Annotated in this window: 25 protein-coding genes and 3 tRNA genes; 22 read left to right on the top strand and 6 right to left on the bottom strand. The window is 48.8% G+C overall.

Features of this window, described 5'->3' with window-relative positions; all coding sequences use genetic code 11:
• The first annotated feature begins 28 nt into the window (after positions 1–28).
• Positions 29–901, top strand: coding sequence for a DMT family transporter (locus tag A1sIA56_RS03720; protein ID WP_190276982.1), 873 nt, complete (start codon positions 29–31; stop codon positions 899–901).
• On the opposite strand, the gene A1sIA56_RS03715 is transcribed toward A1sIA56_RS03720, so the two are convergent.
• Complete coding sequence (locus A1sIA56_RS03715; protein ID WP_095673604.1) at positions 891–1,493, bottom strand: LysE/ArgO family amino acid transporter; 603 nt, start codon at positions 1,491–1,493, stop codon at positions 891–893. The two genes, A1sIA56_RS03720 and A1sIA56_RS03715, sit on opposite strands and share 11 nt — an antisense overlap.
• 122 nt (positions 1,494–1,615) lie before the next feature.
• On the opposite strand from A1sIA56_RS03715, the gene A1sIA56_RS03710 reads away from it, so the two are divergent.
• Entirely contained in the window at positions 1,616–2,878 is a 1,263-nt protein-coding gene (locus A1sIA56_RS03710) for a uracil-xanthine permease family protein (protein ID WP_095673603.1), read from the top strand.
• 55 nt (positions 2,879–2,933) lie between these two features.
• Here A1sIA56_RS03710 and A1sIA56_RS03705 read toward each other — a convergent pair.
• The 3 genes from A1sIA56_RS03705 to A1sIA56_RS03695 form a co-directional block, all read right to left on the bottom strand.
• A tRNA-Val gene (locus tag A1sIA56_RS03705) sits at positions 2,934–3,005 on the bottom strand.
• Positions 3,006–3,075: 70 nt separating this feature from the next.
• A tRNA-Cys gene (locus tag A1sIA56_RS03700) sits at positions 3,076–3,149 on the bottom strand.
• 48 nt (positions 3,150–3,197) lie between these two features.
• Positions 3,198–3,270 (bottom strand) — tRNA-Gly (locus tag A1sIA56_RS03695).
• A gap of 99 nt (positions 3,271–3,369) precedes the next feature.
• On the opposite strand from A1sIA56_RS03695, the gene A1sIA56_RS03690 reads away from it, so the two are divergent.
• The 4 genes from A1sIA56_RS03690 to A1sIA56_RS03675 are packed head-to-tail and all read left to right on the top strand — an operon-like array spanning position 3,370 to position 7,598.
• The gene (locus A1sIA56_RS03690) at positions 3,370–4,356 is read left to right on the top strand and encodes a chorismate-binding protein (protein WP_223298399.1); all 987 of its coding nucleotides are present in this window, start codon (positions 3,370–3,372) and stop codon (positions 4,354–4,356) included.
• Positions 4,353–5,078 carry an aminotransferase class IV gene (locus A1sIA56_RS03685; protein ID WP_095673602.1) on the top strand — a complete coding sequence of 242 codons (726 nt, stop codon included), beginning with the start codon at positions 4,353–4,355 and terminating at the stop codon, positions 5,076–5,078. Before A1sIA56_RS03690 ends, A1sIA56_RS03685 begins: the two co-directional genes overlap by 4 nt.
• A gap of 4 nt (positions 5,079–5,082) precedes the next feature.
• On the top strand, positions 5,083–7,071 hold the full coding sequence (gene thrS / locus A1sIA56_RS03680; RefSeq protein WP_095673601.1) for a threonine--tRNA ligase: 1,989 nt from the start codon (positions 5,083–5,085) through the stop codon (positions 7,069–7,071).
• Between the two features lie 2 nt (positions 7,072–7,073).
• On the top strand, positions 7,074–7,598 hold the full coding sequence (locus tag A1sIA56_RS03675) for an HIT family protein (protein ID WP_095673600.1): 525 nt from the start codon (positions 7,074–7,076) through the stop codon (positions 7,596–7,598).
• Here A1sIA56_RS03675 and A1sIA56_RS03670 read toward each other — a convergent pair.
• The gene (locus A1sIA56_RS03670; RefSeq protein WP_095673599.1) at positions 7,581–8,177 is read right to left on the bottom strand and encodes a hypothetical protein; all 597 of its coding nucleotides are present in this window, start codon (positions 8,175–8,177) and stop codon (positions 7,581–7,583) included. The genes A1sIA56_RS03675 and A1sIA56_RS03670 overlap by 18 nt on opposite strands.
• Positions 8,178–8,201: 24 nt before the next feature.
• Here A1sIA56_RS03670 and pgsA point away from each other — a divergent pair, with 24 nt between their 5' ends.
• From pgsA to A1sIA56_RS03600, 14 genes are read left to right on the top strand one after another with little or no spacing between them, the layout of a single operon-like run.
• On the top strand, positions 8,202–8,804 hold the full coding sequence (pgsA, locus tag A1sIA56_RS03665; protein WP_095673598.1) for a phosphatidylinositol phosphate synthase: 603 nt from the start codon (positions 8,202–8,204) through the stop codon (positions 8,802–8,804).
• Positions 8,801–9,694, top strand: a complete 894-nt coding sequence (locus A1sIA56_RS03660; RefSeq protein ID WP_095673597.1) for a phosphatidylinositol mannoside acyltransferase — start codon at positions 8,801–8,803, stop codon at positions 9,692–9,694. The genes pgsA and A1sIA56_RS03660 overlap by 4 nt, the downstream gene beginning before the upstream one ends.
• On the top strand, positions 9,694–10,863 hold the full coding sequence (locus A1sIA56_RS03655) for a glycosyltransferase family 4 protein (RefSeq protein ID WP_095673596.1): 1,170 nt from the start codon (positions 9,694–9,696) through the stop codon (positions 10,861–10,863). Before A1sIA56_RS03660 ends, A1sIA56_RS03655 begins: the two co-directional genes overlap by 1 nt.
• A 2-nt stretch (positions 10,864–10,865) precedes the next feature.
• Positions 10,866–11,369 carry a LemA family protein gene (locus tag A1sIA56_RS03650; protein ID WP_095673595.1) on the top strand — a complete coding sequence of 168 codons (504 nt, stop codon included), beginning with the start codon at positions 10,866–10,868 and terminating at the stop codon, positions 11,367–11,369.
• Between the two features lie 43 nt (positions 11,370–11,412).
• On the top strand, positions 11,413–12,393 hold the full coding sequence (locus A1sIA56_RS03645; RefSeq protein WP_223298398.1) for a DUF3048 domain-containing protein: 981 nt from the start codon (positions 11,413–11,415) through the stop codon (positions 12,391–12,393).
• Positions 12,394–12,435: 42 nt separating this feature from the next.
• Positions 12,436–13,323 (top strand): pyridoxal 5'-phosphate synthase lyase subunit PdxS, encoded by an 888-nt coding sequence (gene pdxS / locus A1sIA56_RS03640; RefSeq protein ID WP_095673593.1) that lies wholly within the window; start codon positions 12,436–12,438, stop codon positions 13,321–13,323.
• 39 nt (positions 13,324–13,362) lie between these two features.
• Complete coding sequence (gene pdxT / locus A1sIA56_RS03635) at positions 13,363–13,935, top strand: pyridoxal 5'-phosphate synthase glutaminase subunit PdxT (protein ID WP_095673592.1); 573 nt, start codon at positions 13,363–13,365, stop codon at positions 13,933–13,935.
• A 58-nt stretch (positions 13,936–13,993) separates the two neighbouring features.
• Entirely contained in the window at positions 13,994–14,746 is a 753-nt protein-coding gene (locus tag A1sIA56_RS03630; protein ID WP_095673591.1) for a YebC/PmpR family DNA-binding transcriptional regulator, read from the top strand.
• A 32-nt stretch (positions 14,747–14,778) separates the two neighbouring features.
• Positions 14,779–15,333: a crossover junction endodeoxyribonuclease RuvC gene (ruvC, locus tag A1sIA56_RS03625; RefSeq protein WP_095673590.1), complete on the top strand. Its 555-nt coding sequence runs from the start codon at positions 14,779–14,781 to the stop codon at positions 15,331–15,333.
• A complete protein-coding gene (gene ruvA, locus A1sIA56_RS03620) occupies positions 15,330–15,938 on the top strand; it encodes a Holliday junction branch migration protein RuvA (protein ID WP_095673589.1) in 609 nt (202 codons plus the stop codon). The genes ruvC and ruvA overlap by 4 nt, the downstream gene beginning before the upstream one ends.
• Positions 15,939–16,979, top strand: a complete 1,041-nt coding sequence (gene ruvB / locus A1sIA56_RS03615; protein ID WP_095673588.1) for a Holliday junction branch migration DNA helicase RuvB — start codon at positions 15,939–15,941, stop codon at positions 16,977–16,979.
• 11 nt (positions 16,980–16,990) lie between these two features.
• Positions 16,991–18,508, top strand: coding sequence for a protein translocase subunit SecD (secD, locus tag A1sIA56_RS03610; RefSeq protein WP_095673587.1), 1,518 nt, complete (start codon positions 16,991–16,993; stop codon positions 18,506–18,508).
• 4 nt (positions 18,509–18,512) lie between these two features.
• Positions 18,513–19,562 (top strand): protein translocase subunit SecF, encoded by a 1,050-nt coding sequence (gene secF / locus A1sIA56_RS03605; RefSeq protein ID WP_095673586.1) that lies wholly within the window; start codon positions 18,513–18,515, stop codon positions 19,560–19,562.
• A gap of 10 nt (positions 19,563–19,572) precedes the next feature.
• Positions 19,573–21,732: a RelA/SpoT family protein gene (locus A1sIA56_RS03600; protein WP_095673585.1), complete on the top strand. Its 2,160-nt coding sequence runs from the start codon at positions 19,573–19,575 to the stop codon at positions 21,730–21,732.
• A 10-nt stretch (positions 21,733–21,742) separates the two neighbouring features.
• Here A1sIA56_RS03600 and A1sIA56_RS03595 read toward each other — a convergent pair whose 3' ends face one another.
• Complete coding sequence (locus A1sIA56_RS03595; RefSeq protein WP_095673584.1) at positions 21,743–23,059, bottom strand: DUF349 domain-containing protein; 1,317 nt, start codon at positions 23,057–23,059, stop codon at positions 21,743–21,745.
• A 163-nt stretch (positions 23,060–23,222) separates the two neighbouring features.
• On the opposite strand from A1sIA56_RS03595, the gene A1sIA56_RS03590 reads away from it, so the two are divergent.
• Together A1sIA56_RS03590 and hisS are read left to right on the top strand one after the other, a co-directional pair.
• Positions 23,223–23,852, top strand: coding sequence for an MBL fold metallo-hydrolase (locus A1sIA56_RS03590; RefSeq protein ID WP_223298397.1), 630 nt, complete (start codon positions 23,223–23,225; stop codon positions 23,850–23,852).
• On the top strand, positions 23,849–25,117 hold the full coding sequence (gene hisS / locus A1sIA56_RS03585; protein ID WP_095673582.1) for a histidine--tRNA ligase: 1,269 nt from the start codon (positions 23,849–23,851) through the stop codon (positions 25,115–25,117). The genes A1sIA56_RS03590 and hisS overlap by 4 nt, the downstream gene beginning before the upstream one ends.
• The last annotated feature ends 3 nt before the right edge of the window (positions 25,118–25,120 follow it).

Below are 25,120 nucleotides of genomic sequence, written 5' to 3'. Positions count from 1 at the left end.
GAGCGCATACTACGAGTATCCTCGTCGGATGAGTACTACCAAGAACCGTGCGGGAATCTTCGCCGTACTTGGTGCCGCTCTCTGCTTCGGAACAACTGGCACAACTCAACAACTTGGCGTTCCGGATATTTCTCCTGTCGCGGTCGCCTCAGCAAGACTTTTATGTGGTTCCGCATTTCTCTTCGTTTTCGCATACTTTCAGAGAAAGACTCGGGGAGATGTACGAATGCCCCTCCTTGATTTGATCATCTGTGGTGTTGGAATAGGAATGTATCAACTGACTTTCTTCAGCGCCGTGCATTCAACCGGTATCGCGATAGCAACCGTTACAGCGCTTGGTTCAGCTCCAACACTTTCAGCCATAGTCGCTTACTTAGTTCTTCGAGAGAAACCACAGAAGAGTTGGTACCTAGGAACTTCAGTGACAGTTCTTGGAATCATCTTGGTGGGAACTGCGGATGGTGTTGAATCATTTGAGCCTAAGGGAGTGGGCTTGGCAGTCCTTGCCGGGTTAGGTTTTGCAATCTTTAATGTGGTTTGTCGCAAATCCCTCGCAAGGGGTGCACAGGATATGTGGCTTACGGCAACAACCTTTGGCGTTGCAGCGCTGGTCAGTTTCCCGTTCTTATTTACCGAAAACCCCAAATGGATCTTCACTACACAAGGTTTTCTCACCGTTCTATGGCTGGGACTTGTAACAACGTCTATTGGTTACGTGCTCTTTATGTTTGGGCTCAAGAGAATCGAATCCAGTCTTGCTGCGACAGTGGTTTTAGCCGAACCCGCAACTGCAACGATCCTGGCTGCCATCGTAATTGGCGAGGCTCTTTTTCTGCAGAGTTATATAGGAATCGCGATTGTTGCCTTGGGAATCCTGCTTACCTCTCGTACTAAAAATTAAAGAAAGCGAGCGTTATTGCAATCGAGAACATGACGACTGCGATCAGTGAATCAAGGATCTTCCAAAATATTGGACGCGACATATATTTCGAGGCAGCCCTGGCGCCAAAACCGATAACGGTAAACCACAGAACACTTGCAACTGATGCGCCGATAGCGAAATACCAACGATCTGAATCGAACTGATTTGCAACACTTCCTAAAAGTATGACCGTATCCAGATAGACATGTGGATTGAGCCAGGTCAACGCTAGGGCCGTCGTTGCAACCTTGAGCGCACTGACTGTTGGACTTTCTGAAGCTTCCAACGATTGATTAGTGAACGCCGATTTAACACTCTTAATTCCGAACCAAGTTAAGTAAGCGACGCCAAACCAACGAATGACTTCAAGCAATCCTTGATTACTTTGAACTAGCGCTCCCAGCCCACCTGTTCCGAGAAATATGAGAACAGCATCAGAAATGGCGCAAATGAGAACGATGAGGAGGACATGCTGTCGTAATAGACCCTGTTTGATGACGAAGGCATTTTGAGCGCCGATTGCGATAATGAGGGATAGCCCAGTCAAGAATCCTGGCAGTAGCGCAATCACCCGATGAATCTACCCCAGAAGACTCGTGTCATATCGAAGTTACTAGGTAGTTCAGTTCTACTCTTTTTACATTCCCCGGCCACAGTAACTCTGTGGTTCTCAACTGAGCTGGAAGGAATGCGATGTCGCTTCTATCGTGGAATCTACATGGAAATGGTAAGTCAGTTAAAGATGGAGAAGTTGTAAAGCCAGATGAACGTCTCGCTTGGCCACTTACTATCGGAGTTGGTGTTCAACATATCGCCGCAATGTTCGGCGCAACATTCTTAGTTCCAATCATTACAGGCTTCCCGCCTAGCACCACACTTTTCTTCTCTGGTATCGGAACCTTGATCTTCCTTGCACTTACCAAGAATCAAGTACCTAGCTATCTCGGTTCATCTTTTGCATTCTTGGCTCCAATCGCAGCAGCTCAAGCTAGTGGTGGAATTGCTGTCGCTCTTGGCGGCGTTGTTGCAACAGGCGTACTTCTTGCAATCGTTGGTTTGATTGTCAACGCAGTCGGTATCGGTTGGATCAACTGGCTCTTGCCTCCACTTGTCACTGGTTCTATCGTCATGATTATTGGCCTCAATCTTGCAGGAGCCGCTAACAACAACTTCAAGGCAGCTCCTGTTACTGCAATCGTGACACTTGCTTCAGTTGCAATTATTGGAGCAGTATCAAAGGGCTTCCTAGGACGCATCAGCATCTTCGGTGGAATCATCATTGGGTACGCATTTGCGGCCCTTCAGGGCGATATCAACTTTGATGGCGTGAAAGCTGCGAAGTGGTTTGCACTTCCTACCTTCACCTCACCATCATTTGACGTCAATGCAATCCTGCTCTTCTTGCCAGTTGTGCTTGTTCTTATCGCTGAGAACGTTGGCCACGTCAAGGCAGTTGCTGCAATGACAGGAAAAGATCTTGATGGTCAAATGGGTAACGCACTGATCGCAGACGGCGTAGCAACAACTCTTGCCGGAGCTGGCGGCGGTTCAGGAACAACTACTTACGCTGAAAACATCGGCGTTATGGCTGCTACTCGCATCTACTCAACTGCTGCTTATTGGGTAGCAGGTATCGGAGCCATCCTTCTCTCCCTATCTCCTAAGTTCGGAGCTGTACTCAGTGCAACTCCAGCAGGTGTTCTTGGTGGAGTCGGAGTTGCTCTCTACGGAATGATCGGTGTTCTCGGTGCAAAGATTTGGATCGAAAATAAGGTCAACTTTGGTAACTCAACCAACCTCTTCATCGCTGCAACAACATTGATTATCGGTATTGCAGATATGACATGGAAGCGTGGGGATTACTCATTCGGCGGAATCATCAACGGAACACTCGTTGCCGTGATCGGATATCAGCTGCTTCGTGCACTTAATAAGGCTGCAGGAAAAGCTGAATAAATAGTAAACAAAAAACCCCACCGTCACTGATGTGGCGGTGGGGTTTTCTTTTAAGTGGACGATACTGGGATCGAACCAGTGACCCCCACAATGTCAATGTGGTGCTCTACCGCTGAGCCAATCGTCCTAGGTATATTCAATTGTGTGTCGTAATTGTAGTGCTCAACCAAATCTTCTCTTATTGAAAAAAGAAGAGCTGGAGGTCGGAACGGGATTTGAACCCGTGTAGAGGGATTTGCAGTCCCTTGCCTCGCCTCTCGGCCATCCGACCATAGACAAACCGCCACCTGAAAATAAATTCGAAGCGGCGGTTAATCCGAGCGGACGACGGGGTTCGAACCCGCGACCTGAACCTTGGCAAGGTTCCGCGCTACCAGCTGCGCTACGTCCGCATTTTGTGCAGGGGCAAATCTAGCGCAGTGCGGGCTGAACTGCCAAAGCGGGAAAATTGAAAGGGATTTCGAAGGCTTTATATGCGTAGCCTTGCCCCCATGTCAGCCCCGATAACGCAGATGTGGATGGGTGGAATTCACGCAACCAATTGCGTCGAAATCACTGACGACGCCACCCGTTTAGATGATGGATCGTTCTGGGCAGTCTCTATTTCTTTTGAAGGTAAAGCCAGGTTTGCTCGCTTCGCAAATGTTTCGGAAAACAATTTTTCAGCGCATGATTGGGAGCCTCTTACTTCACGTTGGTCGACATCGCAGAGTCAGAGTGAATACACCGCTTATGTTTCGAAGATTCGTGAATCCATTGCCTTCGGTGGCGTCTACCAAGTTAACGCCTGCCGAATCTTGAGCCAACCCTTTGAAGGGGGCTCTTTAGAAGGATTGTTCTCTCAATTGCTTGAACGCAATCCGGCGCAATTCGCTTTTTATCTCAATATTGAGGGCCTTGAAGTCGCATCGGCATCCCCAGAGCGCTTCCTGTCTAGAAATGGTTTAAAGGTCATTACTTCGCCTATCAAGGGAACAATTCGAAGCGATCAGGATGTATTTGGCGAGAAAGATAAAGCTGAGAATCTGATGATTGTTGATTTGATGCGTAACGACTTAGGTCGTATCTGTGATGCCGGATCAATCGAAGTAAATGAGCTATTTAGAAATGAGAAGCATCCTGGGATTACTCATCTCGTCTCTGATGTCGAAGGAAGATTGAAATCGGGTATCTCATGGCGTGAAATCTTGGAAGCCACGATGCCTCCTGGATCAGTAAGCGGTGCGCCCAAGAGTTCTGCACTCTCCATCATTGAAGAAAATGAAGGATTGCGTGGACCTTACTGCGGAACTCTCGGTTGGATTCATGGTGATCGTGCGGAATTATCTGTTGCCATTCGCACCTTCTGGCATGAAGGAAGCACTCTTAATTTTGGAACGGGAGCGGGAATCACGTGGGGAAGTGATCCTGCTGCAGAATGGGAGGAGACGCAGCTCAAAGCGCGTCATCTCATTTCTATTGCGGGGGGAGAGTTATGAGTTCAGTAGCACTTGATAGCCATGGCTTCCCTCAAGGTTCTGGAATCTTTGAAACGATTAAGACCGTTAACGGTGCACCCATTGCCCTTGGACGCCACATGCGTCGAGCCTTGGAATCAGCGCTCGAACTCGGTATTTCAATTCCGTCTGAAGACTTCATTCGAGAAGAGATGATTAGAGTTCTAGGCGAAAATCCTCATGATGTGGGACGAATGAGAATCTGCTTCGGGAAAGTTATTTTCCATATCACTCATGACTCTTACGTTGAGCTAACAGAACCAGCTCGCCTGAATTTCTACACACAAACCGTCATCGGTGAAGTTCACAAGCGCTTTCCCTATGACTTCCGCTTTGGGTTAATTGATGCGGCCAATGACGAGGGTTATCACGACAGTGTGCTCTTTAATGAAAAGAACGAAATCACTGAAACTGCCGTATCGAATCTCATCTTCTTGATTGGAGGCGAGTGGGTCACGTCGCCCATTTCATCTGGAATTCTTCCGGGCGTTATCCGCGCAATCGCAGTAGAGAATTGCGGAGTGAAGGTTCGGCCAATTCACGTCTCTGAAATTCCAGAGGTCGAATCTGGATTTATGGTCTCAAGCCTTCGAATCGCCCAGCCCATCTCGCATATCGGGGATATGAAATTGAAAATAGGAGATGCTTCACGCGTTCTTGAGGAGCAAATTCGCGCGAACTGTAAGCCTGTTTCGGTAGGCTAACCCCATGTCCATGATCTCTGTAACCGTCGATGGCGCTGTTCGCAGCATCGAGGCAGATCAGAAACCAACCCATATTTTTGCCGAGAATAAAGAGATTGTTGTCTGCAAAGTAAATGGCGCTCTGAAGGACCTCTGGACCGACCTTGTTGATGGCGATGTCATCGAAGGCATCTCAATTTCTTCACCAGATGGACTCGCCGTTCTTCGCCACTCAACAGCGCACGTGATGGCACAAGCGGTGCAGCAAGTTTTTGCACAAACACGTTTAGGTATTGGACCTCCCATCACCGATGGTTTCTATTACGACTTCGATCCACAGAACCCTTTCAATCCTGATGATCTAGAAAAGATTGAAAGCGCAATGCGCAAGATCGTGAAAGAGGGACAGCGATTTAAGCGTCGAGTTACTACTGAAGCTGATGCGCTGAAGGAACTGGCTCACGAGCCATACAAGTGCGAACTCATTGGAATTAAGGGTGGCGGAACTGATGAGACCAATGTAGAAGTTGGCGGCGCAGAGTTAACGATTTATGACAATCTAGGTCGAGATGGACAACCTGTCTGGTCTGATCTCTGTCGCGGGCCGCACCTTCCATCTACAAAACACATTCCAGCATTTAAGTTGATGCGTAGCGCCGCTGCTTATTGGCGTGGGTCTGAAAAGAATCCAATGCTGCAACGTATCTACGGAACAGCGTGGCCATCACAAGATGAACTCAACGCGTACCTCGAACTTCTTGCAGAGGCTGAAAAGCGTGACCATCGTCGCCTTGGCCAGGAGCTAGACCTTTTCTCATTTCCCGAAGAAATCGGTTCTGGTCTTGCGGTATTTCATCCAAAGGGTGGAATCGTTCGACGTGCGATGGAAGATTATTCGCGCAAGCGCCATGAAGAAGAAGAGTACGAATTTGTTTACTCACCTCACTTAACCAAGGCAGCGCTCTTCCAGAAGTCTGGCCACTTGGATTGGTACTCAGAAGGCATGTACCCACCAATGATCATGGATGAAGAGCTCCATGCCGACGGAACAATTAAGCGTGCGGGGCAGCAGTACTACATGAAGCCGATGAACTGCCCGTTCCATAATCTCATCTTCCAGTCACGTCAACGTTCTTATCGCGAGCTACCACTTCGACTCTTCGAATTCGGAACTGTTTATCGCTATGAAAAGTCAGGCGTTTTGCACGGTATTACACGCGCTCGTGGCTTTACTCAAGATGATGCTCACATCTACTGCACCAAAGAGCAGATGCCAGGTGAACTCGATTCACTTCTCACCTTCGTTCTTAACTTGCTCCGCGATTACGGTCTCAAAGATTTCTACCTCGAACTCTCAACTCGCAACCCAGAAAAATCTGTTGGAGAAGATGCGGATTGGGCAGAAGCTACTGAGGCTCTTCGTAAAGCTGCAGTTGCTCAGAATCTTGAACTCGTTCTTGATGAAGGCGGAGCTGCTTTCTACGGACCAAAGATTTCCGTACAAGCTAAAGATGCAATCGGTCGCACATGGCAAATGTCCACAATTCAGGTTGACTTCCAACTGCCACAAAGATTCGAACTTGAATTCGCTGCTGCAGATGGTTCACGTCAGCGACCAGTAATGATTCACCGCGCACTCTTTGGTTCAATCGAGCGATTCTTTGGCGTTCTTACCGAGCACTATTCGGGCGCCTTTCCTCCATGGCTTGCTCCAGTACAGGTGATGGCAATCCCGGTTGCCGATAACTTCACTGATTATTTACATGGCGTTGTGAAGCAGATGAAATCTTCGGGTATTCGCGCTGAATTAGATTCTTCAGATGACCGCATGCAGAAGAAGGTGCGTAACGCACAGATGCAGAAGATTCCTTTCATGGTCATTGCAGGCGAAGAAGATATGAACGCCGGAGCGGTCTCCTTTAGATATCGCAATGGTGATCAGAAGAACGGAATTCCTATCGCAGATGCAATCGCGGAGATCAAAGAGATCGTCGCCAACCGTAAACAGGTTTAGTAATGTCTGAAATCAACGGTGTAGGCATGCCAGATGGTTGGCAGCGCTTGTGGGCTCCTCATCGCCTGGATTACCTGCGTGGGGAAAATCGCCCACTTGATGGCAACGATGTTCAATGCCCCTTCTGTCGTATCCCGTCACTTTCGGATGAGGAAGGCCTAGTTGTTGCCCGCGGTAAGACCGCTTATGTGGTGATGAACCTCTATCCCTACAACCCAGGACATTTGCTTGTGTGCACGTATCGACATGTTGCAGATTTAACCGATCTGACCGATGAAGAGCGTCATGAAATCACTGACTTGAGCGCCCATGCCATGAAAACCGTTCGCAAGGTTTCAAGCGCCGATGGATTTAATCTGGGAATGAATCAAGGTGCGATTTCAGGTGCAGGAGTTGCAGCACATATCCACCAACACATCGTTCCTCGATGGTCGGGCGATGCTAACTTCATGCCAATAATTGGCAAGACCAAAGTATTACCGCAGTTACTTACGATGACTCGAGAAGAGTTAGCTGCCGCTTGGTAGTAAATCTATATAGCTTTGCACGACATCTACGCCGATACCTTTTATCAAGTTAATCGGAATAGCTGGAAATAGAATCCCAGCCGCAAAGGCGCCTTCATCCATCTCTGATGTCAGATCGAAATACTCTTCACGGAATTCACGTACGAGTTCCTCGTGTTCTGGATCGCTAGCTCGAAGCTGTGGTGGATTCTTGGTGTAATCAATAATCTGTAAATCTTGCAATCTAATGAGCGCCGCAGCTTCGCCGTTATCGTCGTGAAGAACTAGATACGGAGTTACAAGTTGATCAAAGACGCGGTTGGCAACCATGACGGCATCTTCAAAATCGAGCTCTTGTCCTTCAAGGCCGTTTACTACGACCATTCGCGGAATCTGGAAATCATCGAGAGCGGCCCAATTATCTATTGCTAGCTGATCAATTCCAGCAGAAGGGTTAATGGCAAAGATTGCTAGGTCGGATTCCCCTTCAGGGCTATCGGTGAAGCGTGCCCCGAAAGCAGTTGCTACGGTCTGAGGAGATGCGCTGGCGTGACCGTATACATGGATACGTTTCACAGCGTTGGCGCTAGGTGAAGACATGCGGGTAAGCCTACGATGGTGCCGATGATTAGTAGCGCACTGAAACCAGCAGTCACTCGATTAATTGAACCGGTGGCTCGCTTTGCCCTGCGAATTGGCCTTACTCCAAACACAATTACCTTGCTTGGTGCACTCGGCGTTCTTCTCTCTGCCGGCTATTTCTATCCGCAGGAAGAGTATTTCGTTGGAACTCTCTTTATTTCATTCTTTGCTCTTAGCGATCTCTTCGATGGCACCATGGCTCGAATTTCTCACAGTGGTGCAAGTAAGTGGGGAGGATTTCTCGATTCAACTATCGACAGGATCACGGACTCAGCAATCATCATTGCAATCCTTATCCCGCTGATTGAAGCCGATGACAAGCTTTCGTATCTTGGGCTAATCACTCTTGTCACAGGACTTTTGATCCCGTACATCCGCGCTAAAGCCGAAAGCTATTCAATTGATTGTTCTGTTGGTATCGCTGAACGAACTGAGCGCCTCGTCATCATTCTCACCGCTGTCGGATTCGAAGGCCTGAATGTGCCATACGCACTTGCAGCCGGACTCTGGCTCCTTGCAATTCTCGGCGTAGTCACAGTTATCCAACGTATCAAAGTGGTTCGAAATGGACTACTGAATCAATGAAAGATCGCATTACGCTCATCGCCTATCTTCTTGGGTGGTGGATTGTTAGAACGCTGCCAGAGAAGACGGCTTATTCACTCTTCTATTCGATAGGCGAACTCACTCATCGTCGCAATGGAAAGAGCATCCAAAGACTTCGCTCCAATCTCCATCAAGTGAAGCCAGAGCTCAATGAGATTGAACTTGAGACGCTGGTCGCTCAATCAATGTCGTCTTATATGCGTTATTGGTGCGACACCTTCCGTATTCAAAATTGGAGCACGGAAAGAATCCGCAAGACTGTCACAACGACCAATGAGAATTTCTTGCTCGATCCTATGAATGATTGCCGGGGAGTAGTTGTCGCGCTGCCTCATTCTGGAAACTGGGATCACGCTGGTGCTTATTTCTGTTCGCTAGGTATTCCTTTAGTGACAGTGGCCGAGCGCTTAAAACCAGAAGCGCTGTTTCAGAAGTTCTTGCGCCATAGGGAATCAATGGGCTTCGAGGTCCTTTCTCTTGATAGCAGGTCTTTCATTACTCTCGTGAAGCGGGCCAAAGAGAAGCGATTGATCGCACTTGTTGCCGACAGGGATCTATCTCAATCAGGGATCGATGTTAATTTCTTCGGCAGCAATGCGCGTATGCCAGCTGGTCCGGCTTTATTGGCAGTCAAAACAGGAATCCCACTTGTTGTTGCCCACGTCTCTTATACGCAAACCGGAATACATATTGATTTCCATGAAGTACAGGTGCCGACCCAAGGAAGTGAAACTGAGCGCATTGAAGAGACAGTGCAGATTATTGCGGAACTTTTCTCCGTTGGGATTTCACAGCATCCTGAAGATTGGCATATGCTGCAAAGGATCTGGGTCGATGCTCGTAATGAAAGTTCTGAAGGGAGCAATTGATGCCGTTATCTAAGAAACGAATCGGAATTGTCTGCCCTTATGGATGGGATACACCGGGAGGCGTACAAAGCCACGTCGGAGATCTCGCAGAGTATTTAATCCGTCAAGGACATTACGTTTCAGTTCTGGCTCCAGCAATCGATGAAGAGAACCTTCCAGATTATGTAACCAGCGCAGGTCGTCCGATTTCAATTCCATATAACGGAGCCGTAGCACGCGTTCTCTTCGGACCGATTGCTTTTGCTCGAGTTCGACAGTGGATTAACAATGGAAGTTTCGATGTATTGCACCTACATGAGCCTGCAATTCCTTCGATCTCTCTGCTGGCATGCTGGGCAGCCGAAGGGCCAATGGTCGGAACATTTCATGCTGCAGCAAAGCGTCAGAAAGTCACTTTTGCGGTGGCCCCGATTCTCGAACCTGTGATTGAAAAACTGACCGCGAGAATCGCCGTCAGTGAAGCGGCACGTGAAACACTGACTGAGCATCTTGAAACTGATGCGATTGTTGTGCCCAATGGAATTTACGCAGATAGATACCGAGATGGTTCGATTGATAAGCGATGGACAGGCAACACAATCGGTTTTATTGGTCGTTTCGAAGAGAAGCGCAAAGGGTTAGACATTCTGGCTGCAGCTCTTCCCGCAGTAATTTCTCGATATCCAGATGTGAAAGTTTTCATTGCTGGTCCTGGCGATAGTGAGGCGGCGCTGAAGGAGATCGATCCCTCGCTACATTCACGATTTACTTTTTTGGGACGCATCAGTGAAGAGGAGAAGGCGAATTTCCTTGCCTCGGTCGCTCTCTACATCGCACCCAATACTGGTGGAGAATCTTTCGGAATCATTCTTGCCGAAGCGTTGGCCGGCGGTGCGAGCGTAGTAGCCAGTGATATCCCTGCCTTTGATTCACTCCTGGGGCACGGTCAATATGGAACGCTCTTTGAATCAGAGAACTCAGCCGATTTATCAGAAAAGATTATTGATCTGCTGGGTGATGAGGGCAAACGCCGAGCAATTGCACAGCGCGGGAAGCTTTACGCCCAAGAGTTCGATTGGGATGTGGTCGCTGAGAAGATTTATGATGTCTATGAAATGGCGATGGTTGGTGGATCAACTGTTTCGCTTTCGTCTGAAAACCGCGCATGGAATAAGTTCTTGGGGAGATAGCGATGAGCAGATACATCCTTGGAGCCCTGTTCCTTACATTCATCGCTTGGTATCTCTCTTATTCAGCAACTCGGCTAGATCGCTTGCATAATCGAGTTGAAACAAGTTGGGCTAACTTAGACGGTTTATTACAGCGCCGTGCAGCAGTTGCTATTGAAATAGCGAGATCTGAAATTTCTGACCCAGCTTCGTCTCTTCTTCTCACCTTTGCGGCACACCAGGCTCGTGAAGCCAGTGTGCGCGATAGATCTCAAGCCGAAACTGGCTTAACGGGAGCGCTGGGAATACTGCTTGAGACATCAACAGATATATCAGGAGCGAATGAACAAGACCTCATTCGCGAACTCAAAGATCTCACTGAAAAAATCAAGATGGCAGTAGCAATGCACGTTGACGCGGTAAATCGAACTCAAATGGTTCGAAAGAAGTGGTTCATTAGATTTTTCAGACTTGCCGGACATGCACCAGAACCCGTCACATATGAATTCGAAGGCGATGTTCTTTAAAAGGACAGCGCGACTAACCCTCGCGGCGCTTTCGATTGGGGTAGTGGCGTTAGCAGTTCTTAACCCAAATAACCCACTTCTTTCAAAGCTTCCATTTATTGAAGATTCGCCCACTAATTCAATTAGTGGCTTACCTGGGGGTGATGGCCCGGTTTTGGTTGTGAAGATAGATGACACTCGCCAAGCTCATCCACAAATTGGTTTGGAAGATGCTGACATTATCTATATTGAACAAGTAGAAGGTGGCCTTACCCGACTAGCTGCAATTTTTTCATCAAATATTCCAACCCATATTGGTCCAGTTCGTTCTGCACGAATTTCAGATATCGAACTTCTTGAGCAGTATGGAAATGTGGCTTTTGCCTATAGCGGTGCACAAAAGAAGATGCGACCGGTAATTGAAGCCGCAAATCTTGAAGATCTCGGTGCACAGAGTCAGTCGTCAACTATCTACACAACCGACCCCAACCGTATTCAGCCATATGCAATGGTGCTAAGAGCGGATTTGCTCATGCAACAGATGTCAGAACGAGATTTGCCTGTCGCTCTTTCAAAGTCCATGGGTTGGAAATTTGGTGATGCGCCAGATGGTGGAATGGATATCAAATCTGCTCATCTTTCTTGGCCGGCTAGTTCCTACGATGCACATTGGTCTGAAGACGAAGAGCGATGGTTACTTGATCATGTTGGAGTTCCGAATATTTCTGCCTCAGGAAAGCGACTTGGTGCGAAGACGCTTGTTATCCAATTAGTGTCGATTACTGATTCGATTTATAAAGACAAAGTTGGCGGAGTTACTCCGTTCTCAGCAACCGTGGGTGTTGGTCGCGGATATATCTTGCGGGACGGAAAAGCCTTTGAAGCGAATTGGTCCCGCGACAATGCGAGCTCGGGTACTACATGGCGAACCCCAGGTGGTGAAGAGATTGCCTTTGCTAAAGGCCAGATCTGGGTCGCGCTCACCGATAAAGAGCCTGTATTCACCAAAAAAACCTCGGATGCGGGAATCAAGAGTTCAAAGTAGACTCAACTTCTCGATTTCATTTCACATTAGGAGTCTCACATCATGTCTGAAGCAACTGGCACAGCACGCGTAAAGCGCGGAATGGCTGAAATGCTCAAGGGCGGCACCATCATGGATGTCGTCAATGTTGAACAGGCGAAGATTGCCGAAGATGCCGGCGCATGTGCAGTGATGGCGCTTGAGCGCGTACCCGCAGATATTCGCGCGCAAGGCGGAGTTGCTCGTATGTCAGATCCCGACATGATCCAACAGATTCAGGCTGCGGTTTCTATTCCAGTTATGGCAAAGGTTCGTATCGGCCACTTTGTTGAGGCGCAGATACTCGAGACTCTTAATGTTGATTACATTGATGAATCCGAAGTGCTTACACCGGCGGATTACACCAACCACATTGATAAGTGGGGCTTCAAGATTCCTTTCGTCTGTGGTGCTACAAATCTCGGTGAAGCACTGCGTCGTATCAACGAAGGTGCCGCAATGATTCGCTCAAAGGGTGAAGCAGGTACCGGCGATGTTTCCAATGCGATGATGCACATGCGCACAATCGGAGCTGAAATTCGACGCCTTACCTCAATGCGCGAAGATGAACTTTATGTAGCAGCCAAGGAACTCCAGGCGCCTTACGCTCTTGTTAAGGAAGTAGCCGAGACCGGAAAACTTCCCGTAGTTCTATTTACTGCTGGCGGAATCGCAACTCCTGCAGATGCTGCACTCATGATGCAGATGGGCGCAGACGGTGTTTTCATCGGATCAGGAATCTTCAAGTCCGGAAATCCTGCGCAACGTGCAGCTGCATGCGTGAAGGCAACAACTTTCTATAATGATGCGAAGGTCCTCGCTGAGGTTTCACGTGGACTTGGTGAAGCAATGGTGGGAATCAACGTTTCAGATATTCCTGTTCCACATCGCCTCGCTGATCGCGGCTGGTAAACCTTTCCTTCAGAAATACAGGGAAATGGTTAACGGGCAATGAAAGTTGGCGTACTTGCTCTGCAAGGTGATTTTCGCGAGCACCTGAAAGCAGTCGCTGATTGTGGCCATGCACCTGTAGATGTTCGTCGAGTATCCGAGCTTGAAAGTGTGGATGCGTTAATTCTTCCTGGGGGAGAGTCAACAACAATTGTTCATCTCGCTCAGAATTTCGATCTCTATCAACCAATAAGAGATTCCATCTCTAAGGGATTGCCTGTGTACGGTTCATGCGCAGGAATGATTCTTTTAGCCGATCGCATTGTCGACGGAATCAAGGATCAGAAATCTTTTGGTGGTCTGGACATTACAGTTCGTAGAAATGCATTTGGAAGACAAGTTGATTCCTTTGAATCCGATCTGAACTTCAACGGAAAATCACTGCACGCTGTCTTTATCCGAGCTCCATGGGTCGAAGAGGTGGGCCCGGGGGTTGAGGTTCTTTCCACTGCCGCCGACCATCCGGTTGCCGTTCGCCAAGGCAACCTGCTCGCAACGAGCTTTCATCCCGAACTCACTGAAGATTTAGCCGTGCACCGCTACTTCTTTGAAGAGATCTGCAAAGGCAGATAAAGTAGGTCCCGTAGCAAAAAAAAGATTTAAGCCAAAGAGCGATTGAGGTGTTTGAAAAATGTCAGGCCATTCCAAGTGGGCAACAACTAAGCATAAGAAGGCTGTCATCGATGGCCGTCGCGCTAAGAACTTCGCGAAGTTAATTAAGGCGATTGAAGTTGCTGCGCGCAATGGTGGACCTGATGTAGATGGAAACCCAACGCTCTTTGATGCAATCGCAAAAGCAAAGAAGAATTCAATGCCTGCTGACAATATTGAGCGCGCAGTAAAGCGTGGCGCAGGACTCGAATCAGGTGGTGCTGATTGGCAGACAATTATGTACGAAGGTTATGGACCAAATGGTGTTGCCATCATGATCGAATGTCTTTCAGATAACCGAAATCGTGCTGCCTCTGAAGTTCGTGTAGCTGTTACGCGCAATGGTGGATCTATGGCTGACCCAGGTTCAGTTTCATACCTCTTTAATCGCAAAGGCGTCATCATCGTCAACAAGGCAGTTGGAGCAACAGAAGATTCAATTCTTGAAGCAGCGCTCGATGCTGGCGTTGAAGAGGTAAACGATCTCGGTGAATCATTCGAAGTGGTCTGCGAAGCTAGTGACCTGGTTGCTGCTCGTACCGCACTTCAGACTGCCGGTATTGATTACGAATCTGCGGATTCATCATTCCTACCTTCGATGCAGATTCCACTTGATGCCGAGGGCGCTCAAAAAGTGTTCGAACTCATCGACGCCATTGAAGAGCTCGATGATGTGCAGAACGTCTTCTCTAACTTCGATGTCTCAGACGAAGTTATGGCGAGCCTTTCTTAATCCCACTTCATTAAGTCCTAGGCTTAGAAGTTATGAGCCATATGCAGCGACGAGTCTTGGGTGTAGACCCAGGGTTAACTCGTTGTGGCGTGGGAATCGTTGAAGGTGCAATCGGTAAGCCGCTCTCGCTCGTTGGGGTTGGGGTCATCCTCACTCCAGCTGATGCGCCACTTGAACAGCGCTTACTCCAGCTCGAATCAGAACTTGAAGAGTGGATAGCAACTCATAAACCAGACGTGATTGCCGTAGAACGGGTTTTCTCTCAACATAATGTTCGCACCGTCATGGGTACAGGTCAGGCGGCAGGAATCGCTCTCCTTGTTGCAGCGCGTCGCGGCATCCCCGTAATGATGCACACTCCTTCAGAAGTTAAAGCTGCGGTCACTGGATCAGGACGAGCCAATAAAGCACAAGTTGCCGAAATGGTGAAACGGTTATTGAATCTAGAAGTGATTCCGAAACCGGTCGACAGCACTGACGCTTTAGCGTTAGCCATTTGCCATATCTGGCGCGGTGGCGGTAACTCTAAAATTGAAGCCGCTCTTAAGGCCGAGAAATCTCGTCTTGCAAAGTTGGTGGGCAAATGATTTCTCTAATTAATGGGATCGTTCGATCGATCTCGAGTGATCGCGCTGTCGTGGAAGTGGGTGGGGTTGGGTTAGCTGTCTCGCTTACTTCACAAACAACTGCGCAACTTAATTTAGGTACTCCAGTTCAGCTCTTCACTTCCCTTGTTGTTCGCGAGGACTCGCTTACCCTCTTTGGATTCCTTGATGAGGAAAGTCGTTCAGCATTCGAATTGGTACAGACAGTCTCAGGTATTGGCCCAAAGGTAGCTCTAGCCATTCTTGGAGCCCACACTCCACAATCTCTAGCCGTTGCAATTGCGCAAGAAGATATCAAGGCAATCGAGAAGGTGCCCGGCATAGGTCGTAAGGGAGCCCAACGATTGATTCTCGAACTCAAAGGAAAGATCTCTGATTTCGGAAGTGTTGATCATAAACAGATTCACCAACCTGTCTGGCGCGAACAACTTACCTCAGCACTCATCTCACTCGGTTTCACAGCTAAGGATTCAGATTCTGCAATCACAGCAGTTGTTTCGCAGTATGCAGATAACGGTATTGATGCGCAGAGCGTTGATATCTCCGAACTTCTCAAGGCTGCTCTCCAAAGTGGACGGCGTGCATAAATGAGCGAAGAGAGATTAGTTAATCCTCAAAGCGGAAATGATGACGCGGCTGCTGAACACGCCCTTCGCCCGAAGACGCTGGGGGATTTCATTGGGCAGCACCGAGTTCGCGAACAAATTGATGTTCTCTTAACGGCAGCACGTAAACGAGATGCGGCAGCAGATCACATTCTTCTTTCTGGTCCACCTGGGCTCGGCAAAACAACACTTGCAATGATTCTTGCTTCTGAGATGCAAGCTCCAATTCGCATCTCAAGCGGCCCTGCGATTACACATGCCGGAGATCTTGCTGCGATTCTCTCCTCTCTTGTCGAAGGCGAGATCTTTTTCCTGGATGAAATTCATCGTCTTCCGCGACCTGCAGAAGAACTTCTCTACTTAGCAATGGAGGATTTCCGGGTTGATGTAGTTGTAGGCAAGGGACCAGGGGCAACCGCTATCCCTCTTCAACTTCCGCGCTTTACTTTGGTGGGTGCTACAACTCGCGCCGGATTACTTCCTTCACCGCTTCGTGATCGTTTTGGATTCACCGCTCATTTAGATTTCTATGAAGAGTCAGAACTTGAGGAAGTTATTTCGAGAAGCGCGACTCTTCTGGGCCTCACAATTGATAAATCTGCGATCGCTGAAATTGCCAGCCGTTCTCGCGGAACACCTCGCATTGCAAACCGTTTACTCCGACGAGTCCGCGACTTCGCGCAGGTGCAAGGATCTAATGCACTTTCACATCAACATGCGAAGGCAGCACTTGATATGTATGAAGTAGATGCCAAAGGGCTCGACCGCCTGGATCGTTCAGTTTTGATTGCGCTCATCGAGCGATTTGGCGGGGGACCGGTGGGTCTTTCGACTCTGGCAATCGCGGTAGGTGAGGAGACTGAAACAGTTGAATCTGTTGCCGAACCATTCTTGGTCCGTAATGGCTTTATGGCGCGCACTCCACGCGGCCGTATCGCCACAGCGATGGGGTGGGAGCATGTGGGACGAACACCACCTGCTGGAATCGCCACCCTTTTCGACACGCCTGCGCCCGACGCATAGACTCTGCCCTTATGTCCACACCTACAAAACCTATGAAGACTTCGGGCCGCCCAGTTCGTGCCTTGGCTCTCTTGGCCGTCATTATCTTCGGCCTACTAGCCACAGCTCTGATCCAGGGAGCGACTTCGGTTCGCCTCGGCCTCGATCTTCGCGGAGGTACAAGCGTCACGCTGCAACCTCGCGCATCTAATGATTCGAATAAGGTCACATCCGAAGCGATTGACCAAGCTGTTTCAATTATTCGCCAGCGTGTTAACTCACTCGGTGTTGCTGAATCAGAAGTAACAGCACAGGGAAGTGGAGCCAACCGCCAAATCGTTATCTCTGTTCCAGGAGATTCAGGTCGACGTGTGGTCGATCTTGTTGGTCAGACAGCTGAACTTCGCTTCCGCCAAGTATTGGCTGAATCTGCTGCACTCGGCGGAACAAGCGCATCTGCAGCAACACCTGTCGGTGGAGTATCTGCAGAAGTAAATGCTCGCTTTGCTGCTCTTGACTGTACAAACCCTGCAAATCTCCAAGGTTCAGGCGCTGATTCACCATCAGATGTCATTGTTGCTTGTGCGCGCTCAGGTGCGAGCAAGTACATATTGGCTCCTGCAGAAGTACTCGGTCGCCAAGTTTCAAAGGCATCTGCTGGAATAGATCAGCAGGGAACCAGCGCTTGGTATGTAATGCTCACATTTAACGGCGAAGGAACTTCAGCATTTGGTGCGCTTACTTCACGCGTGACAACTTTGCCATCACCGCAGAATCAGGTTGCAATCGTTCTCGATGGACTTGTTGTATCTGCTCCAGTTATTAATGAAGCTATTCCTTCAGGAAATGCTCAGATCACTGGCTCGTTCTCACAGGTTGAGGCTAATGACCTTGCCAACGTTCTTAAGTACGGTGCACTGCCACTGGCATTCGATCGTGGTGAAGTACAGCAAGTTTCACCAACACTGGGCGCTGACCAGCTTGAAGCAGGTCTTCTCGCAGGAGCGCTTGGTATCGGACTTGTATTCATCTTCTCTCTTCTTTATTACCGTGCACTCGGATTAGTAACTGTTGGCTCATTGCTCATCGCAGGGTTGCTCCTGTATCTCATCTTCCTGGTTCTTGGAGGAGCAATCGGATTTACGCTCACCTTGGCTGGAATTGCTGGAGCAATCGTGGCAATCGGTATTACAGCTGACTCGTTCATCGTCTTCTTCGAACGTATTCGAGATGAAGCACGTGAAGGTCGCTCACTTCGATCTGCAGTAGAAAGTGGTTGGGCGCGAGCACGTCACACAATCATCGTCGCGGATATGGTCTCGATTCTTTCCGCTGTTCTTCTCTACTTCTTCGCTGTAGGCGGAGTTCGTGGATTCGCGCTGACACTCGGAATCACAACTCTTATCGACCTTATTGTCGTCTTCATCTTTACCAAGCCGCTGGTAACGCTGATCGCGAAGACGAACTTCTTCTCATCAGGTCATCCGCTCTCAGGCTTCTCAGCCAAGAGCATCGGAAAATCTAACCCTGCATCACCATTGGAGGCATAATCACATGGCTAAACTTTCAGGTTTCGGTGGCCGTCTCTACTCAGGCGAGATTTCATTTAACATTGTTGAGAACCGCAAGCGTTGGTATTCAATTTCTGCTGTCTTCATCATCGCCTCAATGGCAGCCCTTGGTTTTCAAGGCCTACACCTAGGTATCGAGTTCAAGGGTGGAGCTTCTTACACAATCAATAAGGCTTCCGTCACTGTAGAACAGGCGCGCGCATCAGTTGAAAATATCGGCATTCCGGGTGAAGTTATCGTCCAGAAGATCGGTGATTCAAAGATTCGCATTCAAACTGGATCTTTGACTTCAGCTGAATCTCAAGCCGTCGAGAACGCTTTGACTTCAACTTTTAACGTAACTGCAGAATCAATTGATACTCAATTAGTTGGACCTTCATGGGGTAAGGAAATTACCAAGAAGGCTCTTTACGGATTGATCGCATTCCTTCTTGCAGTAATGCTCTTCCTGGCTATGGCCTTCGAACCTAAGATGGCTATTGCTGCGATCGTTGCCGTGGTGCACGACGTATTCATAACAGTGGGTATTTACGCACTTGTTGGATTCGATGTAACGCCAGCAACGGTTATTGGCTTCCTCACCATCCTTGGATATTCGCTCTATGACACCGTGGTTGTCTTCGATAAGGTCCGCGAAAATACAAAGTCAGTTGCTGCAAATAGCAAGATGACCTATTCGCAGGCAGCTAACTTGGCTGTAAACCAGACTCTTGTTCGCTCTGCTAACACATCGATTATCGCTCTTCTTCCAGTAGGAGCAATTCTCTTCGTGGGCGCAGGACTTCTTGGTGCAGGAACTCTTAAGGATCTCTCGCTCGCACTCTTCATCGGTCTTGCGGTGGGAACATACTCATCTGTATTTATCGCACCTCCATTCCTTGCTCAACTTCGCGAGAAGGAGCCAGCAATGCAGGCTCTTGCAAAGCGAGTTGCAGCTCGTGGTGGCGCACCTGTAGTTGCTGAAGTTAAGGCGGCTCGTCCTTCAACAGGTAGCGGTCCTCGTAACCAACCAAAGCGCAAGGGTCGCAAGTAACCCTTTAAATATGCAGACGTTGCCCTTAATCGCACCTCTCATTGGTGCGCTTAAGGAGCATCATCCGCAGGCAAATACCGCTGAAATAGAACGCGCTTTTCTTGTTGCCGAAAATGCCCATAAAGGTCAGCTAAGGAAATCTGGCGAAGATTACATAACTCATCCTGTTGCTGTTACCCAGATCCTTGCCGAACTTGGCCTGAATGAAACAACTCTCATTGCATCCCTTCTTCACGACACTGTTGAAGACACCCCTTACTCGCTCGATCAATTACGTTCCGACTTTGGCGACGAGATTGCAAATCTCGTAGATGGAGTAACGAAGCTCGACAAGTTGACCTACGGACCAACTGCTGAGGCAGAGACTGTTCGTAAGATGGTTATCGCGATGTCACGAGATATCCGTGTTTTGGTAATCAAGCTTGCAGACCGCCTTCACAACGCGCGCACATGGGGTTTCGTATCCGGCGAAAGCGCATCTCGAAAGGCACGCGAAACGCTCGACATTTATGCACCTCTTGCTCACCGCCTAGGTATGAACGCAATTAAATGGGAACTCGAAGATCTATCTTTTGGTGTTCTCGAACCTAAGAAATTCGAGGAAATTTCTCGTCTCGTCGCAGAACGCTCTCCTTCGCGAGATGCGTTAACAGCTGAAGTAATCTCTGCTGTCGAATCAGATCTTGCCAAAGACGAAATATCAGCAACCGTAACTGGCAGAAAGAAGCACTTCTTCAGCGTCTATCAAAAGATGGTTGTGCGTGGGCGAGACTTCAATGACATCTACGATCTTGTTGGTATCCGCGTGCTGGTAAATGATGTTCGCGATTGTTACGCCGTCCTTGGTTCAATTCACGCTCGCTGGAGCCCGGTACCAGGACGCTTTAAAGATTACATCGCAATGCCTAAGTTCAATCTTTATCAATCTCTTCACACAACCGTAATTGGGCCTAATGGCAAAGCAATCGAGATTCAGATTCGCACCTATGACATGCACTCTCGTGCAGAGTTCGGTATCGCTGCGCACTGGAAGTACAAGCAAGGGGGAGATCCACAGAGCAGCTCTCCTGAAATGCTCTGGTTGCGTCAACTACACGAGTGGCAGAAAGAGACAGAAGATCCTTCTGAATTCCTAGAAGCACTGCGCTTTGATCTTGGCAGCCCTGAAGTATTCGTCTTCACTCCTAAAGGTTCAGTGGTCGCACTTCCTGGTGGCTCTACTCCAGTCGACTTCGCCTTCTCAGTTCATACAGATGTGGGACTTCGTTGCGCGGGAGCGAAAGTCAATGGACGCCTTGTTCCACTCGAATCAAAGTTAAATAATGGCGACGTCATTGAGATTGTTACCAATAAGGGTGAACATGCAGGTCCTAGTCGCGACTGGCTCAACTTTGTAAAGAGCCCACGAGCGCGATCAAAGATTAAGGCCTGGTTTAGCAAAGAGCGCCGTGAAGAAGCTATTGATGCAGGCCGTGAATCCATTGCGCGCCAGATGCGCAAAGCAGGTTTGCCACTTCAAAAGATTTTTGCAGGACATTCTCTACTCGAGCTTGCTCACGATATGCATTACGCCGATATCGATGCGCTCTATAGCGCCGTTGGTGATGGCCACGTTTCAGCAGCGTCGATCATCGAGAAGCTTGTCGCCAGCATGGGAGCTGAAGATTCGCACCCTGAGCAAACGATTGAACATATCCCAACAGGCGTTCAGGCAGCGAAACGAACATCGAGCGCTATCGAAGTGGAAGGCGTAGATGATGTCTTAGTAAAGCTTGCGCGTTGCTGCACTCCAGTACCGGGGGATAGCATCATGGGATTCATTACCAAAGGTTCTGGAATCTCTGTACACCGTGATGATTGCATCAACGCATCTGATTTGCGTACCCATCAGAATGAACGAGTAGTAAAGGTCTCTTGGCTTGCTGGCGCGGCCAGCATCTTCCTGGTCAATATTCAGGTCGAAGCACTCGATCGTGCGCGCTTGTTAGCTGACGTCACTCGTACGCTTTCAGAGCAACATGTGAACATTTTGAGCGCAGCAGTGAGTACTTCAAAAGATCGCGTTGCTATTTCGCGCTTCACCTTTGAGATGGCAGATGCCAAGCACCTTGATTCAGTATTGGCAGCAGTGCGCGGTATCGAAGGCGTCTACGACGTCTATCGAACCTAAGAATTAACTGTTAGTTAAATTCAGCGAGATGCTTCTGGGCTTCTGCAAGCCAAGATTTACGAGCCTCAGCAGATTCAGCGGCTTCCTTAGCCTTCTTCTCATTGCCTGCAGCCTTTGCCTTAGCAGCAGCCTTCTCGTAGCTTTCAATAGAGTCAGATAGCTGCTTAACAACTTCAGCTGCACGAGCCTTCGCAGTTGGATCTGTCTTACGCCAGATCTCAGCTTCAGCTTCCTTGATTGCATCCTCAACCTTAGAGACGCGAGCATCGAGAGCTGCGCGCTTATCGCGGTTCGTGATGCCAATCTTTGTCCAAGAATTCATGAGTTCGCGGAGCGCGTTCTTTGCCTGCTTCACATCAGTGAACGGAACAAGTGCTTCGATCTGAACGATGATTTCTTCACGCTTAATGAGGTTTGCAGCCATTGAGACTTCGCGCTTCTCGAGATCTGCGTTCTTTGCAGTAAAGAATTGATCCTGAGCTGCTTTAAAGCGAGCCCACATCTTTGCATCGTCGCCCTTCTTTCCGCGACCTGCTGCCTTCCACTGATCCATCAAAACCTTGAAACGACGAGCAGTTGCTACCCAATCAGTTGATGTTGCAAGTTTTTCAGCCTCGGCGATGATCGCTGTCTTTGCCTCTGAGACTTTGCCGGCAGTTGCTTCTAGCGCAGCGAAGTGAGTGCGGCGACGCTTATCGAACTTATTGCGAGAAGCTGAGAATCGCTTCCAGAACTCAGCATCTGCTTTCTTATCTAAACGAGGAGCAGCCTTCCACTCGTCGAGGAGCGCCTTAAGACGATCGCCAGTGACCTTCCAATTCTCTGAGAGAGCGAGTGATTCAGCTTCAGCAACAATCTTCTCTTTCTCAACCAAAATTTGTTCGCGACGAGCGGCCTTAGCAACTGACTCGGCAGCCTTCTTTGCCTCATATGCCTCGCGATGACCTTCGATAAGTGGCTCAATCTGCTCAACGGATGCAGCAAGTGCGTCGAGATCGCCAACGCCATTGAGTTCGCGAACCTGCTGGCGCAGCTTCTTCACTGCTTCATAAGCATCTTGCGGAACCATTGCACCACTTGTGATGCGCGCTGCAGTGAGCGCAACCTCAGAAGCGAGCGCTTCAAATTTACGAACGAAGTAAGCGAGCGCTTCTTCGGCAGTCTTTCCTGGGTATGAACCAACAGGCTTCTCGCCATCGTTGGTTCGAACAAAAACAGTGCCATCCTCGGCAACGCGACCAAATCGTGAAGGGTCTCCGACGAGTGCAGATGCAGCACTTGGCGTGGAGTGTGTTTGAGCTAGAGCAGTTGGATTGATATCGGTCATGGCTTTTTCCCCTTCAGCGCGTCGGTTGAGTTCAGTGTGAACGCGACCTTCGTTGATATGTGCGAGTGTTTACGTGGTCAAAGGTACCCTGTGCTTCCGCGAGTCGTAAATCCACGCTAGAAATTGGGTCATATAGATGCTTGTCCGTTCATTTCCGGCACCCATGTTTGCGACCAATTGCTGGGTTATCGCCCCTTCAGAAGGCTCAGAGTGCATCATCGTTGACCCCGGTATGCCCGACATCTCCCACGAGATCGGGATGATTATCGAAGAACATAATCTGAAGCCTGTGGCTGCTCTCTTAACTCACGGCCATCTTGATCACACCTTCTCAATCTCTCCGCTGGCCGATGGTTATGACATCCCTGCATATATTCACTCAGAAGACCGCAGATTTATTGCAGATCCTGCTGGAATACATGGCGAGCAATTTATTTCTCAACTGCAAGGCATGAATTTCACTGAACCTAAGAAAGTGCAAGAACTGAAGAATGGTTCCACTGTGCAGTTACTCGATATGAATATCACTGCAATCCATGCACCTGGTCATACACGAGGTTCATTGATGTTCACCATCAATGACGAGATTTTGATTAGCGGAGATGTTCTCTTTGCTGGCTCGATAGGGCGCACAGACCTACCAACAGGCAGCGCAAAAGATATGACGCAGACCCTTAAATCCAAGGTGTTGCCACTTTCTGATGATTTACGGGTTCTGACAGGACATGGACCTGAAACCACAATTAAATTCGAGCGAAAAAACAACCCTTATCTGAAAGAATTGACCTCATGAAGTTCGAGAAGATCCAAGCGCCCAAAGGGGTCCGCGAATATCTGCCTCCTGAATCCCAGTCTTTCGAATGGGTTCGCGAGCAGTTGATCGTGCCTGCGAAGAACGCTGGTTATCAATTGATGGAACTTCCAGTCTTTGAAGATACCAATCTCTTTAGTCGTGGAGTTGGTGAATCCACAGATGTGGTCTCTAAGGAGATGTATACATTTGAAGATCGAGGTGGTCGCTCAATTACTTTGCGTCCCGAAGGAACTGCTGGTGTTATGCGAGCAGTCATTGAACAGAATCTTGATCGCGGTCAGCTTCCAGTCAAGGTCTGGTACTCCGGCCAATTCTTCCGAGCCGAGCGACCACAAGCTGGTCGCTATCGACAGTTCTACCAAGTGGGCATCGAAGCAATTGGTACTGAAGATCCAGCTCTCGATGCAGAAGTAATTGCCATTGCAGATCGTGGTTTTAAGAACTTGGGACTAAAAAACTATCGCCTCGAGATCACTTCTCTAGGAGATGCGCAATCGCGCGCAGCTCATCGCGTTGATTTACTTTCATATATAACAACACTTGATCTGGATGAGGCGACTGCTGCTCGCGCGCAGATCAACCCATTACGCCTCTTCGATGATAAGCGTCCTGATATGCAAGCTGCGATGGCAAAAGCCCCGTTGCTTCTTGATTATTTGTCGCCCGAATCTGCAGCGAATTTTGCAGCTGTACAGAAGTACCTCACGGCAATGGGAATCGCTTTTAACATCAACCCGCGCATGGTCCGTGGTTTGGATTACTACACCGGCACAACATTTGAATTCGTACATCCTGATTTGGGTGCGCAAAGCGGCATCGGTGGCGGTGGTCGCTACGACGGCCTCATGGAAACCCTCGGTGGGCAATCTCTTTCCGGAATTGGTTTTGGTCTCGGAGTAGATCGAGCGCTGTTAGCTGCCATTGCAGAATCAACCGTCCCATCCCAAGAGTTCACATCTGATCTCTTCATCATTCCTCTCGGCGAAGGTGCAAAAGAGCAGACACTGGTTATGGCATCGCAATTACGAAGCGTTGGAATCCAAACGGAGATTGCCTTTGGAGATCGAGCTCTTAAGGGAGCCATGAAGGCTGCCGATAAGTCCGGAGCAAGATTTGTCATCGTTCTGGGCGAATCTGAACTTAAAGAGGGCGCTGTTGAACTCAAGAGAATGTCTGATGGAGTAACAACCTCCGTTAAGATTGACCAATTACAGGAGGAATTGCAGCGAGCTCTCTCGTTGTAATCC

Source organism: Candidatus Planktophila sulfonica (genome assembly GCF_002288065.1).
GTDB lineage: Bacteria > Actinomycetota > Actinomycetes > Nanopelagicales > Nanopelagicaceae > Planktophila > Planktophila sulfonica.
This window is presented reverse-complemented; position numbering and strand designations above follow the sequence as displayed.